Origin of the sequence: Pseudoruegeria sp. HB172150 (genome assembly GCF_013184805.1) — a bacterium.
Taxonomy (GTDB): Bacteria; Pseudomonadota; Alphaproteobacteria; order Rhodobacterales; family Rhodobacteraceae; genus Psychromarinibacter.
The window spans coordinates 455,988-469,440 of sequence record NZ_JAATNG010000001.1 but is presented as its reverse complement, the minus strand read 5'-3'; the positions used below and the strand labels follow the sequence as shown (position 1 = coordinate 469,440).

At 66.1% G+C, this 13,453-nt stretch carries 10 protein-coding genes; 4 read left to right on the top strand and 6 right to left on the bottom strand.

The window, feature by feature from the left end; all coding sequences use genetic code 11:
- Positions 1-106: 106 nt before the first annotated feature.
- The 3 genes from HCO70_RS02285 to HCO70_RS02275 all read right to left on the bottom strand — a co-directional run bounded on the left by HCO70_RS02285 (position 107) and on the right by HCO70_RS02275 (position 3,206).
- The gene (locus HCO70_RS02285; RefSeq protein WP_172292673.1) at positions 107-1,351 is read right to left on the bottom strand and encodes a glycosyl transferase; all 1,245 of its coding nucleotides are present in this window, start codon (positions 1,349-1,351) and stop codon (positions 107-109) included.
- A gap of 14 nt (positions 1,352-1,365) precedes the next feature.
- Positions 1,366-2,130 (bottom strand): mannosyl-3-phosphoglycerate phosphatase, encoded by a 765-nt coding sequence (locus tag HCO70_RS02280; protein ID WP_172292671.1) that lies wholly within the window; start codon positions 2,128-2,130, stop codon positions 1,366-1,368.
- A 65-nt stretch (positions 2,131-2,195) separates the two neighbouring features.
- Positions 2,196-3,206 carry an AraC family transcriptional regulator gene (locus HCO70_RS02275; RefSeq protein WP_172292669.1) on the bottom strand — a complete coding sequence of 337 codons (1,011 nt, stop codon included), beginning with the start codon at positions 3,204-3,206 and terminating at the stop codon, positions 2,196-2,198.
- Positions 3,207-3,384: 178 nt separating this feature from the next.
- Between HCO70_RS02275 and HCO70_RS02270 the strand changes: the two genes are divergently transcribed.
- Genes HCO70_RS02270 through HCO70_RS02260 form a run of 3 tightly spaced genes read left to right on the top strand, consistent with a single transcriptional unit; the run spans position 3,385 to position 6,718 of the window.
- Entirely contained in the window at positions 3,385-3,846 is a 462-nt protein-coding gene (locus tag HCO70_RS02270; protein WP_172292667.1) for a (2Fe-2S)-binding protein, read from the top strand.
- A 3-nt stretch (positions 3,847-3,849) separates the two neighbouring features.
- Positions 3,850-6,084 carry a xanthine dehydrogenase family protein molybdopterin-binding subunit gene (locus tag HCO70_RS02265; protein WP_172292665.1) on the top strand — a complete coding sequence of 745 codons (2,235 nt, stop codon included), beginning with the start codon at positions 3,850-3,852 and terminating at the stop codon, positions 6,082-6,084.
- A gap of 10 nt (positions 6,085-6,094) precedes the next feature.
- On the top strand, positions 6,095-6,718 hold the full coding sequence (locus tag HCO70_RS02260; RefSeq protein WP_172292663.1) for a hypothetical protein: 624 nt from the start codon (positions 6,095-6,097) through the stop codon (positions 6,716-6,718).
- A 4-nt stretch (positions 6,719-6,722) separates the two neighbouring features.
- Here the strand turns inward: HCO70_RS02260 and HCO70_RS02255 are convergent, their stop codons facing one another.
- Both HCO70_RS02255 and HCO70_RS02250 read right to left on the bottom strand, forming a co-directional pair.
- The gene (locus HCO70_RS02255; RefSeq protein WP_172292661.1) at positions 6,723-7,655 is read right to left on the bottom strand and encodes a 3-keto-5-aminohexanoate cleavage protein; all 933 of its coding nucleotides are present in this window, start codon (positions 7,653-7,655) and stop codon (positions 6,723-6,725) included.
- 30 nt (positions 7,656-7,685) lie between these two features.
- Positions 7,686-8,639, bottom strand: a complete 954-nt coding sequence (locus HCO70_RS02250; protein ID WP_172292659.1) for a D-2-hydroxyacid dehydrogenase — start codon at positions 8,637-8,639, stop codon at positions 7,686-7,688.
- Between the two features lie 182 nt (positions 8,640-8,821).
- On the opposite strand from HCO70_RS02250, the gene HCO70_RS02245 reads away from it, so the two are divergent.
- A complete protein-coding gene (locus tag HCO70_RS02245; protein ID WP_172292657.1) occupies positions 8,822-10,072 on the top strand; it encodes a Xaa-Pro peptidase family protein in 1,251 nt (416 codons plus the stop codon).
- Positions 10,073-10,406: 334 nt separating this feature from the next.
- Here HCO70_RS02245 and ileS read toward each other — a convergent pair whose 3' ends face one another.
- Positions 10,407-13,385 carry an isoleucine--tRNA ligase gene (ileS, locus tag HCO70_RS02240; RefSeq protein ID WP_172292655.1) on the bottom strand — a complete coding sequence of 993 codons (2,979 nt, stop codon included), beginning with the start codon at positions 13,383-13,385 and terminating at the stop codon, positions 10,407-10,409.
- Positions 13,386-13,453 lie beyond the last annotated feature (68 nt).

The window sequence follows — 13,453 nt, the reverse complement described above, 5'->3', positions numbered from 1 at the left end:
CCGGAAGCTGAGCGCCAACCACACGGCGGAGGCCACAGCCAGCCCACCGCGTCACCCGCCCGATTTCAAAAAAAACAGCGCGCGGTGGCGCTCACCTAAGCCGCGCTCAGCCCACCGCCCGGAACGGCAGCGGCTCGTACTCTTCCTCATCCGCCGCCGCCGCGGCCTTCAGGTCCGGGATCAGCGAGGGGTCCGCCGCATGTACCCGGTTCCAGTTCGGGATGAACGGCGTCTCGTGCGGGGTGTCCAGAAAGATCTGGCCCGCCCGCATGATGTTTTCCGCGAACAGCTCGATGGTCCGCTCCTCCGCGTGGCGGTCGATTGACAGACCGTTCATCTTGGCATCCATCGCGTAGACCTCGACGAGATCCAGCGCGCGCCGGTAATAGGTCGCCTTCAGCGACCGGAACACGTTCGGCGTGAACACGGTGCCTTCCGCCGCCAGCTTCCGGAAGATCGCCTTGCAGATATCCGTCGACATCCGGTTCAGCCCGGCATTCGCGTCATCCTCGCTGACCGTCTGGTGCTTGTGGTCATAGACGTCCGCGATCTCCACCTGGCATATCGCGTTGCGCCCGAGGTTGCGCCACGCCTCCGACAGCACCCCGATCTCCAGCCCCCAGTCCGACGGAATGCGCAGGTCCGGCAGCATCGCCGTCCGCAGCGCGAATTCCCCCGACAGTGGGTAGCGGAACGACCGCAGGTAATCGATGTAATCGTGATCGCCGATCACCTTCTTCAGCGCGATCAGCAGCGGCGACACCAGCAGCCGCGATACCCGCCCGTTCAGCTTGCCGTTGCCGACCCGCGGATAGAACCCCTTCGACAGCTGCAGCGAGAAATTCGGGTTCGCGACCGGATAGACCAGCCGCGCCAGCATCTCGCGGTCATAGGTGACGATGTCGCAATCGTGGATCGCCATCACCGCGCTGTCCGCGCAGCCGATCAGGTAACCGATGCAGGTCCAGACGTTCTTGCCCTTGCCCGGCTCCATCGGCGCTAGGCCCAGCGTTTTCAGCGTGCGGCCCAGAGACTTCATCCGCGGCGAGTCGTTCCACAGCACCACGTGGTTCTGCGGCAGCACCGAGAAGAACGACCGCGCCATCCGGTACTGCGACTCGTCGGCCGCATCGAGCCCGATGATGATCCGGTGCAGGTACCGTATCTTCGACAGTTCCTCGACGATATGGGTCAGCGCGGGATTCTCGAGTTCGGAATAGAGCGACGGCAGGATCAGCGTGATCTTCCGCGTCTGCGCGAAGGTCTCCAGCTCGTATTCCAGCTCCTCGATCGGCCTGGTGCGGAGGTTGTGAAACTGGGCAATGTTGCCGTTCTGATGAAAATCCGCCATCCGCTCATCCGCCCCTAGTTCATGCCCGTCTCTTCAAGTAGCCGCAGAACCGCTTTGTTCCAACCCGCCGGGCCGGGAAGATCGGTGCGGCTTATGCGCCCTGCCGCCTCTTCGGGCAGGTCCATCGGCGGTGCGTGATCGTTGCGCACGATGACGCCGAAATCGGCCAGTGCCAGCATTTCGGCGTCGTTCGGCGCATCGCCCAGTGCGATGGTCCGCTCCGCGCCCAGCCGTTCCGTCACCTCGCCCATCGCATCCGCCTTGGTCCGCCCGAAAGACAGCGTCAGGAACCGCCCGCCGCTGCGCGCCGCGATGCCTCTCGCCTCCAGCGCCGACAGGAACGCCTGCCGCGCATCATCGGTTCCGTGCCACAGCCCCGGCTCCGAATGGCACCTCTGCCGCGCCAGCGCGGCCTGTTTCACGGGCAACCCCGTCACCTCGGAAACCTCCGCGTCGCTCATATCGCCAAAGCCGCGATAGCCCTCCGCCTCCGGCATCCCGGCAAGCGCCTCGCGGATGCGCCGGTAATCCGCCGGATCATCCTCCGCACCCTTCGCGGGCCAGTAGATCCCGGCGCCGTTCTCTACGATGGCCGGCGCATCCCCAAGCTCAAGCTCCTGATGCAAAAGGCGAATCTCCGCACCGGTCTTGCTGCTCGCCAGCACCAGCGGAACACCGTTATCGCGCAGCGCGGTCAGCGCGGGCCGCGCCGCCGCATAGGAATAGGTCGCGTGATCCAGCAACGTGCCGTCCAGATCGGTGAACACCAGTAGCCGCAAGCCGCGCCCTCCCTCCCTTCCTGCCTACCGGCCCACCTCCCGGATGGAAACAGGGAAAACGGCGATCAGGCGGCGTCATCCGTATTCGCGGCCCGCCGCACCGCCGCCGGCGTGCTGCCGGTCCAGCCCTGGAACGCGCGAAAGAAGGAATTCGGCTCGCGATACCCGAGCAGGTAAGAGGTTTCCTCCACGCTCAGTTGCTCCTCGGTCAGGTAGCTCATCGCCAGCTCCGCCCGCGTCTCGGCCAGAATCGCCTGGTAGCTGTGCCCTTCCGCCTGCAGGTGCCGCTGCACCGTGCGCCGCGTCAGGTGCAGCCGCTTGCACAGTTCTTCAATCGTGGTCTCCCCCGCCGGCAGCATGTCCATCAGCGCCCGCCGCACCCGCACGCTCATCAGGTCGAAGTTGTCGCGCTCCGCTAGCTTGCGCCGCAGATGCCGCTCCGCGTCGGTCCAAAGAGAGGAGTTCTCGGTGATCAGCGGCCGCCGCGCATCCTCCCGCGCCAGCACCAGACCGGGATGCGGCGCGGGCACAATTTCCGCGCCAAGGAAATCGCGCACTTCGTCGGAAACCTCCGCATTCGACGGCAGCCGCACCTCCAGCGGCGCGACCTTCCGCGCCGTGAAGGACCGGCAGCTCTCCAGCAGGAACACCACCTCGAACACCGCCATCCAGCCCGGCATCCTCAGGCCCGGCTCCGCCATCCGCACCGAGATCTCGAAACGCTCCGCCCCGGCCCTGTGATGCAGGCGCGCCGGACCAAGCAACGGCTTGAACAGCGCCAGACGCCCGATCCCTGTCTGGATATCGCGGCTGCACGAAAACGCCAGCATCGCCGGAGTAAACGGTGCATGCGCCATTGTCGTCGCCAGGTGCAAAACCTGGCTCGACATGTCGCAGGCCTCGTCCACCGCCTCCCACAACGCCACCACCTGCGCCCCCGTGGCGCCGCGCTTTTCGTTCTCCACGAAATCCGGCGGCAACCCGGCCCGCTTCAGCAGCATCGCCGCATCCAGCCCCAGAATCATCGACGCCCGCTCCACCGCCAGCGCCAGGGGATATCGGTCACTCTTCGTCAAACCCAAGCTCCGCACCTGCCACGGCACCACTCTTCCAGCACTCGCCGCCCGCTGAAACCATCCGCGCTCTACTTGGCGCGATCCGATAGTCTTTTGGCACAGATTGTGAATGGGGCGTACCGATTGCGGTGATACCATAGGCACAGACAGTCCCGGCGTGAACCTAGGGAGCGTAACGATGAAACTGACTGTGAACGGGCAGCAGCACGAAGTCGATGTCGAGGACGACATGCCCCTCCTGTGGGTCCTGCGGGATGAACTGGGCTACACCGGCACCAAGTACGGCTGCGGCATCGCCCAATGCGGCGCCTGCACCGTCCATCTCGATGGCGAGGCGGTCCGATCCTGCCAGGTGCCCGCCGCCTATGCCGACGGTGCCGAGATCGTCACCATCGAAGGGCTCGGCACGCCCGACGCGCCGCATCCGGTGCAGCAGGCCTGGATCGAGACACAGGTAGCGCAATGTGGCTACTGCCAGTCCGGCCAGATCATGCAGGCGGCGTGGCTGCTGGAAACCAATTCCGCCCCCACCGACGAAGAGATCGACCGTGTCATGTCCGGCAACCTCTGCCGGTGTGGCACCTACCCCCGGATCCGCGCCGCGGTGAAGGCCGCCGCGCAGAAGATGCAGGAGGCATAGCCGATGTCCCGCGCCGGAAAGATCGCCCGCCGCACCTTCCTGATCGGCTCCGCCGCCATTGCCGGTGGAGTCGCCTTTGGCGTCTACATGGTGAGCCGCGACCCGGAAAACCCGCTCTCCCGCGACCTCGGCAGCGACGAGGTCACCTTCAACCCGTGGGTCCGGATCACGCCGGAAAAGATCACCCTGATCACCCCCCACGCCGATATCGGGCAGGGCGTCGTCCACGCCCAGGCCGCCCTGATCGCCGAGGAAATGGACCTCGATCTCGGCCAGTTCGAAACCTCCTTCGGCCCGCCCTCGCCCGCCTACTGGAACACCGCCATGGCGGTCGAGGGCGCCCCCTTCCGCTCCGACGATGACGGCCTCGTCGCCGAAGCCACGCGCTCCTTCCTCGGCGGCGTTTTCAAGATCCTCGGTTTCCAGGGCACCGGCGGCTCCAGCTCGATCCCCGACAGCTACGTGAAGCTGCGCGAGGCTGGCGCCACCGCCCGCGAAACGCTGAAGGCCGCCGCCAGCGCGGAACACGGCATCCCAGCCGCAGACCTGACCACGAAATCCGGTCACGTCATCCTGCCCGACGGCACAGCGATCCCCTACACCGCCCTCGCCGACCGCGCCGCCACCATCGAGCCCGTCACCGGCGTGCCCCTGCGCGACCCGTCGCAATGGCGGCTGATCGGCCAGTCGATGCCGCGCATCGACATGGTCGCCAAATCCACCGGCACCCAGACCTTCGGCATCGACCTCACCATCGACGGCATGGTCTATGCCGCCCCCCGCGTGAACCCCAACCGCGGCCCGCTCAACGGCTATGACGACATCGAAGCCCGCGCCATGCGCGGCGTGAAGGACATCGTGCCGGTCACCAACGGCATCGCCGTCATCGCCGACAACACGTGGCGCGCGCAGCAGGCCGCCGACGCCGTCACCGTCGACTGGGGCACCGGCCCCTACCCGCCCGAACAGGAAGATCACTGGAAAGAGGTCGCCGCCTCCTTCACCGAGGACCGGCTCGACCGCGAATGGCGCAACGACGGCGACGTCGAAGCCACCGCCGCCGCGCAGCCGATCATGGCCGAATACCGCGCCGGATACGCCGCGCACCAGCCGCTGGAACCGATCAACGCCATAATCCGCGTCACCGACGATGCGGTCGAGGTCTGGTCCGCCCACCAGTTTCCGCGCTTCGTCCAGCAGATCGTCGGCGGTGTCACCGGCCACGACGCCGAACAGGTGATCTTCTACAACCAGTTCGGCGGCGGCAGCTTCGGCCACCGGCTGGAATTCGAGAACCTCAAACTCGCCGCCGAGATCGCCAACCAGATGCGCGGCACCCCCGTCAAGCTGACCTTCTCCCGCGAAGAGGATTTCGCCCACGACTTCCCCCGCCAGATCGGCATGGCGCGCGGGAAAGGCACCGTCCTGAACGGCCGGATCGAGTCGATGGACATCCAGATCGCCACGACCTCCGCCGCCCGGTCGCAATTCTCCCGCCTCGGCTTGTCGATGCCCGGCCCCGACGGCCAGATCGTTTCCGGCGTCTGGAACGCGCCCTATATGCTGCCGAATTACCGGGTCCGCGCCTATGCCGTTCCGGAACTCGCCCCAGTCTCCTCCTGGCGCTCCGTTGGCGCCGTCACTGCCGCCTTCTTCGGTGAAAGTTTCCTCGACGAACTGATCCACGCCGCCGGCGCCGACCCCTTGGAAGAACGCCTGCGCCTCGCAGACACCCCCCGCGCCGCCGCCGTTCTGGAAGCTGTCGGCGAGATGTCCGGCTGGGGCCGCGACCCGGGAGAGAATCGCGGCCTTGGCGTCGCACTCGTCGAAAGCTTCGGCACCATGACCGCCGAGGCGATCGAGGTCGAAAACACCGAACGCGGCATCCGCATCCTCAACGTCTGGGCCGCGGCAGAGGTCGGCACCGTCATCGACCCGGTGAATTTCGAGAACCACGTTCAGGGCGGCGTCGTCTGGGGTCTCGGCCACGCGATGAACTGCGAGATCACCTATTCCGGCGGCGTCGCGCAGCAGACCAACTTCCACGCCCACGAGGGCATGCGCCTCTACCAGTGCCCGAATATCGAGGTGCGCGGCATCGAACTGTCCGACCGTGTCCACGGCATCGGCGAACCGCCGGTTCCGCCCGCCGCCCCGGCCCTCGCCAACGCGATCTATGCCGCCACCGGCCAGCGCATCCGCGAAATGCCGATGCACCACCACATCGACTTCGCCTGAGGACACAGCCATGCGCCGCACCCTCATCGCCCTCGCCCTGACCGTCCCGGCAACCCTCGCGCTGGCCGCCGAAACCCAGCTCGACGACACGCTTCTCCCCGAAGGCTCGGTTTCCGAGCAGGATGGTCTCGCAGCCTGGGACCGCATCCACGAGGTCCTGTCGCATCCACGCTGCTCGAACTGCCACGTGGGAGAGGACAACATCCCCCTCTGGACCGCCACCGCCAGCGGCCAGGCCCGCGATCACGGCATGAACATCCACGGCGGCGACAGCCGCATCGGCGCCGAATACCTGCCCTGCTCCAGTTGCCACCTGACCACCGACCTGCCCAACTCCATCCCCCACGCCCCGCCCCATGCCGGCCTCGACTGGCAGCTTGCGCCGCTGGAGTTCCAGTGGACCGGCAAGACCTCGGCAGAGATCTGTGCCCAGCTCGCCGATCCCGACCGCAACGGCGGCCGCGACCTCGAAGGGCTGGTGGAACACATCACCCACGATGTCTCGGAAAACGGCTTCATCGCATGGGGCTTCGCCCCCGGCGCGGGCCGCGAACCCGCGCCCTACGACGTGCAGAGCCACCTCGACGACTTCAAGGCATGGGGTGCGGCTGGCATGCCCTGCGCCCCGGGCTGACCCGTCAGAAGTTCACCCGGTCGCCGCCCTTCAGCCCCAGCATTTCCCGCGCCTCGTCGGGCGTCGCCGGCTCCACGCCCAGCTCGCCCATGATCCGCACGATCTTTTCCACCTGCTGCGCGTTCGACACCGCCAGTTCGCCGCGCGCGATGTAAAGCGAATCCTCCAGCCCGACCCGCACGTTCCCGCCCAGTTGCAGCGCCGTCGCCGCCATCGGCATCTGCGCCGCACCCGCGCCTAGCACAGACCAGCGGTAATCGTCGCCGAAAAGCCGGTCGGCGGTGCGCTTCATGAACAGCAGGTTGTCCACGTCCGGACCAATCCCGCCAAGGATTCCGAACACGAACTGCAGGAAGATCGGCGGCGTGAACAGCCCGATATCCATACAGAATTTCAGATTGTAGAGGTGTCCGACATCGTAGCACTCATGCTCGAACTTCACCCCCAGCGGCGTCAGCGCTTCCGCCGCCTCCTTGATGTCGGCGAAGGTGTTGCGAAAGATGTTCGCCTCCGACCCCTCGATGAAGTCCTTCTCCCAGTCGTATTTGAAGCTCTCGTACCGCGCTGCCAGCGGATGAAAGGCAAAGTTCATCGACCCCATGTTCAGAGAGCACATCTCGGGCGCAAAGGCCTTCGCCGCCGCGATCCGCTCGCGGATCTGCAGCCGCGGATCGCCCCCGGTGGTGATGTTGACCACGGCACCCGTCGCCTGCTTCACCCTTGGCAGGAAGGTCGCGTAATCCTCCACCGCGACAGAGGGTCGGCCATCCTCGTCCTTCCGCGTATGCAGATGCAGGATCGCCGCCCCCGCCTCCGCCGCCGCCATCGCCTGCTCGGCGATCTGGTCCTGCGTGATCGGCAGATGCTCCGACATCGTCGGCGTGTGGATCGAGCCGGTCACCGCGCAGGTGATCACCGCCTTCCGCTGCTTCGCCATCCTTCTCCCTCCTCCCTCGAAAACCCGTCCTCAGCCGCCGTGCGGGATCAGCGGCAATGCCGCGGTCCCGCCCGCCGCATAAACCGCGAAATTCTTCACCAGCACCGGCATCGTCTGTTCTAGGTAGATATCCGAGAACCCGGCGATATGCGGCGTCACAATCGTGTTCGGTGCCGCCCAGATCGGGTCGTCCGCCGGCAGCGGCTCGCGCGCGAACACGTCCAGACCTGCCCCGGCGATCTCTCCCGCCTCCAGCGCCGCGATCAGCGCCGCCTCGTCAAGGCAAGCCCCCCGCGCGATGTTGATCACATAGGCAGAACGCTTCATCGCCCTGAACACCCGTTCACCGGCAATGTGATGGGTTTCCGGCGTGTAGGGTACCAGTACCACCAGAAAATCCGCTTCCGCAGCCGCCTCCTCCAGCGCCGCGCGGCGATAGACTTTCGACACGCCCGGCGCCTCGCTGCGTCCGTCCGACACGCCGGTCACCCGCATCCCGAAGGCGTTGCACCGCGCCGCCAGCACCTCTGCAATCGCACCCAGCCCCAGGATGCAGACGGTCTTGCCCTCCAGGATCGGCTGGCCCCAACGCTCCCAGTGCCGCGCCTTCTGGTTCTCCAGCATCTCCGGAAACCGCCGCGGCAGCGCCATCATCATCAGGATCGCCATCTCCGACATCTGCGGCCCGTGGATGCCGCCGCAGTTGGTCAGCGCCACCTCCGGCGCCAGTTCCGGCATCGTCAGCAGGTTGTCGACCCCGGTCGTCACGGCCTGCAGCCACGCCAGCCTCGGCATCGCCGCAACCAGCCGTGCCGGAATGGCCGGCGCGAAGCCCACAAGGATCTCCGCCTCGCCCGCCAGCGCCATCGCCGCGTCGACTGTGGTCGCAGGAAGGAACCGATAGCCCGGACACTGCTCCGCCAGCGCCTCCGCGAACCATTCCGCCCTCTGCTCCAGCACCAGAACCTTTCCGATATCCGACATCGCCACACCTTCCTCCGCAGGCGCCGGATCGCGCCATCCCCTCCTCGCTACGGCGAACGCCCCCCGTATTGCAAGAATTCACAGCGCTATGGGGTCGTCCCCACGCCACGACCGGTCGTGTTCGCGCTTTCGCGACGGCAAGGCCCCGTTGCAGGATGCGCCGGCAAGAGGGGAGCTAAGAAATGACTGAACTGGACTGGCACGCAGAGCGCAGCGACCTGGAGGGACTCGCACAGCTCGACCGCGCGCCCACCGAAGAAATCGACCTTGTCGCGGTGCGCACCTACCGCCAGTCACGCGTCCGCGCCGAGATGTCAAAGCGCGGCATCGCCGCCGTCATCCTCTCCGACCCGGTCAACATCCGCTACGCCACCGGCACCCGAAACATGCAGGTCTTCTCGGCCCGCAACGCTCCGTCGCGCTACCTGCTGATGACAGCCGACCGCGCGATCCTGCACGAATTCACCGGCGCCGAGCATCTGGGAGAAGGTTTCGAGACCGTCGACGAGGTCCGCCCCGCCCGGACCGCCAGCTTCGTCGCTGCCGGCCCCCATATCGCCGACCGCGAACGCGCATGGGCCGCCGACATTGCCGACACGATCGCGGAACTGGTCGGCCCCGGCGCCACCGTCGGCGTCGAACGCCTGAACGCCGGTACCGCCATCGCGCTCGCCGAACAGGGGCTCTGCATGGCGGACGCGCAGGAACCTGTTGAAATGGCCCGCGCCATCAAGTCGCCGGAAGAGATGAAATGCGTCATCGCCTCGCTCCGCGCCACCGAGGTCGGCGTCGCCAAGCTCCGCGCCGCGATCCGTCCCGGCCTGACAGAGGCGCAGCTCTGGTCGGTCCTGCACAAGTCCGTCATCGAGCAGAACGGCGACTACATCGAAACCCGCCTGCTGAACGCCGGCGCCCGAACCAACCCCTGGTACCAGGAGACCGGCGACAACGTGATCGGCGAAAACGAACTGATCGCGCTGGATACCGATGTCGTCGGCTGCCACGGCTATTACGCCGATTTCTCGCGCACCTTCCATTCCGGACCCGACAAACCCACCGCCACCCAGAGAGAGCTTTACCGGACCGCCTACGAGCAGGTGCACCACAACATGTCCATCCTGCGCCCCGGCATGTCGTTCCGCGACTATGCCGACGCCGCATGGGACATCCCGGAAAAATACTACGCCCACCGCTACTACCTCTCCGCCCATGGCTGCGGCATGACCGGCGAGTACCCCTACCTCTATCACCACGGCGATTTTCCCAGCGCCGGCTATGACGGAGAGATCCTGCCCGGCATGACCCTCTGCGTTGAAAGCTTCATCGGCGAGGAGGGTGGCAAGGAAGGGGTCAAGCTGGAACAGCAGGTGCTGGTGACCGAAACCGGAATCGAACTGCTCTCGCAGTTTCCATTCGAGGAATCGCTTCTGTAACGCATCCCGCCACGCTCCGCTCACTCGATCTTCAGAAAGACCCCCGTATCGTTTTCCACTGCGCGTGCGGGATCTCGTTCCGCTTCGGAGCCGCCATCGCCTGAGACAATGCGGACAGGCGGCGGGCCGACGATCAGGAAGAATCGCCGAGGGGCCCCGCTTGCGGGGAGACGGCTATTGTTCTTGAGCGGCGGAACGATGCCTGTCCGCATTGTCTCAGGCGATGGCGGATGCGAAGCGTGTTTCCGCTTTGGTGAGCCAGAAGCTGACTCTCAAAAACAGAGCGGGCGCAAAGCGCCCGCCCCGGTCGACGCGCCAATGGCGCGGCGAAACCCTATCCCAGCGCCGCATTACAGCGCGAGCAGACGCCGGGATGCTTGTGCGTCCCGACATCGGGCAGGATCTTCCAGCAGCGCTGGCACTTCTCCCCCTCCGCCGTCTCGAAGACCACGCCGACGCCCTCGATCTCCGGCAGCCGGAACGCTTCCTGCGGCATCGGATCGCCGGTCAGCGAAACCGCAGACGTGATGCAGACATCCTCGAATTCCACCGATCTCGCCGCCTTCAGCAGCTCGGGCTCGCGGATATGGACAACCGGCGCCGCCTCCAGCGAGGCGCCGATGACCTTGTCGCGCCGCTGAATCTCCAGCGCCGCCGTCACCACGCGCCGCACCTTGCGCACAGCGGCCCATTTCTCCGCCAGCGCGGCGTCGAGCCAGCCCTCCGGCGTCTCCGGCATGTCCACCAGATGCACCGAAGAATCCTCACCGGGGAACCGCTCCAGCCACACCTCTTCCATGGTGAAGACAAGGATCGGCGCCAGCCAGGTGGTCAGCCGGTGGAACAGCAGGTCCAGCACCGTCCGCGCCGCCCGCCGCCGTAGCGAATTGCCGTCGCAGTACAGCGCATCCTTGCGGATATCGAAGTAGAAGGACGACAGGTCGCCGGTCGCGAACTCGAACAACGCCCGGTACACGCCCTGGAAATCGAACGCCGCATAACCCTGCCGCACCCGCTCATCAAGTTCCGCCATCCGGTGCAGAACCCAGCGTTCCAGCTCAGGCATCTCCGCCGCATCGACACGTTCGTCCTCGGTGAACCCGGAAAGGTTCCCCAGCATGAACCGCATCGTGTTACGCAGCCGGCGATAGCTGTCTGCCACCCCTTTCAGGATCTCCGGCCCGATCCGCTGGTCGGCGGTGTAATCCGTCGTCGCCACCCACAGCCGCAGGATATCCGCGCCATACTGCTTCACCACCTCCTCCGGCAGGATGGTGTTGCCGAGCGACTTGGACATCTTGTTGCCCTTCTCGTCCAGCGTGAAACCGTGGGTCACCACGTTGCGGTAGGGCGCGCGCCCGATGGTGCCGCAGGCCTGCAGCATCGAGGAATGGAACCACCCCCGGTGCTGGTCGGTCCCCTCCATGTAGACATCGGCGATACCGTCCGCGGTCCCGTCCTCGCGGTCGCGCAGAACGAAGGCATGGGTCGAGCCGCTGTCAAACCACACGTCCAGAATGTCGAAAACCTGCTCGTAATCGTCGGCGGCGTAGTCGTTGCCCAGGAACCGCTCCTTGGCGCCTTCCCTGTACCAGGCATCCGCGCCCTCTTGTTCGAAGGCGTCAAGAATCCGCGCATTCACGCCCGCATCGCGCAGCAGAAAGTCGGGATCGTCCGGTTTCGCGCCTTTCTTCACGAAGCAGGTCAGCGGCACGCCCCAGGCGCGCTGCCGCGACAGCACCCAGTCGGGCCGTGCCTCGATCATCGAGTAGAGCCGGTTGCGCCCGGTCCGCGGCGTCCACTTCACCAGCTCGTCGATCGAGGTCAGCGCACGGCACCGGATCGTCTTGCCATAGGTATCCTGCCCGTCGCCGACCTCACGGTCGATGGCGGCGAACCATTGCGGCGTGTTGCGGTAGATGACGGGTGCCTTCGACCGCCAGGAATGCGGATAGCTGTGCCTGATCCGCCCCCGCGCCAGCAGCGCGCCGACCTCGGTGAGGGTCGAGATAACCGCCGCGTTCGCATCGCCTTCCCAGTCGCCCTTCTTGGCTTTCTCGCGCAGGATCCGCTTGCCGCCGAACAGCGGCAGATCCGCGCGATAGGACCCGTCCTCCATGACGTTGTAGGTCATCGGCAGCCCGTATTTCAGGCCGATCTGATAGTCGTCGTCACCATGGCTCGGCGCGGTATGGACGAACCCGGTCCCCGCCTCCTCTGTCACGTGATCGCCGGGCAGCATCGGCACGTCGAAATCCCATTCACCGTCGCCATCCTCGACGCCGCGCAGCGGATGCGCCAGCGTCAGGCGCCCCAGCTCCTCGGCGCTCACGTCGCGAAGCCGCCGGTACATCGTCCCGTCCAGCCGCGCCTTGGCAAAGGTGTCCTCGGCCAGCGAATCCGACAGCAGATACCGGTCGCCGATCCGGGCCCAGCATTCCTCGGGCCGCCCGGTGACCTCGTAAAGCCCATAAGAGATCTCCGGCCCGAAACAGACCGCGCGGTTCTGCGGGATGGTCCAGGGCGTGGTGGTCCAGATCACCACGTCCGCGCCCTGCAGCTGCGACGCCAGCAGCGCCTGGTTCGCGCCGTCGAAATCCCCGGCCTCGTCGCCCAGATCGAAATCCGCGTCGCCGCCCTTGATCGCGCGGAACTTCACCCAGACCGTGTGGCTCTGGTGGTCGTGATATTCCACCTCTGCCTCGGCCAGCGCGGTCTTTTCCACCGGCGACCACATCACCGGCTTCGAGCCCTGGTAGAGCGTCCCGTTCATCAGGAACTTCATGAATTCCTCGGCGATCACCCGCTCGGCATGGAAATCCATGGTCAGGTACGGGTTGTCCCAGTTGCCGGTGACCCCCAGCCGCTTGAACTCCTCGCGCTGGATATCGACCCAGCCCTCCGCGAACTTCCGGCATTCCTGGCGGAAATCCACGACCGGCACCTTGTCCTTGTCCAGCCCCTTGGCGCGGTACTGCTCCTCGATCTTCCACTCGATCGGCAGCCCGTGACAGTCCCAGCCCGGCACGTAACGGCTCTCGTAACCCATCATCTGGTGCGAGCGGACGATCATGTCCTTGATCGTCTTGTTCAGCGCGTGGCCGATATGCAGGTGCCCGTTGGCATAGGGCGGACCATCGTGCAGCGTGAACGGCGTCCGGCCGTCCGCGCTTCCGCGCAGCCGGTCGTAGACCCCGATCTTCTCCCAGCGCTCCAGCCAGCCGGGCTCGCGCTTCGGCAGCCCCGCGCGCATCGGGAAATCTGTCTCGGGCAGGTTAAGGGTATCTTTGTAGTCAGGCGTGTCGGCACACATCGGATCAGGTCCTGCGGAATCGTGGATCGTCTTTGGCGGAATGGTCGGCGTGAAAGGTCATGCGCCTT

Coding starts and splice junctions, on each gene's coding strand:
- HCO70_RS02285 (WP_172292673.1), bottom strand. CDS start 1,351: ATGGCGGATTTTCATCAGAACGGCAACATTGCCCAGTTTCACAACCTC.
- HCO70_RS02270 (WP_172292667.1), top strand. CDS start 3,385: ATGAAACTGACTGTGAACGGGCAGCAGCACGAAGTCGATGTCGAGGAC.
- HCO70_RS02265 (WP_172292665.1), top strand. CDS start 3,850: ATGTCCCGCGCCGGAAAGATCGCCCGCCGCACCTTCCTGATCGGCTCC.
- HCO70_RS02260 (WP_172292663.1), top strand. CDS start 6,095: ATGCGCCGCACCCTCATCGCCCTCGCCCTGACCGTCCCGGCAACCCTC.
- HCO70_RS02255 (WP_172292661.1), bottom strand. CDS start 7,655: ATGGCGAAGCAGCGGAAGGCGGTGATCACCTGCGCGGTGACCGGCTCG.
- HCO70_RS02250 (WP_172292659.1), bottom strand. CDS start 8,639: ATGTCGGATATCGGAAAGGTTCTGGTGCTGGAGCAGAGGGCGGAATGG.
- HCO70_RS02245 (WP_172292657.1), top strand. CDS start 8,822: ATGACTGAACTGGACTGGCACGCAGAGCGCAGCGACCTGGAGGGACTC.
- ileS (WP_172292655.1), bottom strand. CDS start 13,385: ATGTGTGCCGACACGCCTGACTACAAAGATACCCTTAACCTGCCCGAG.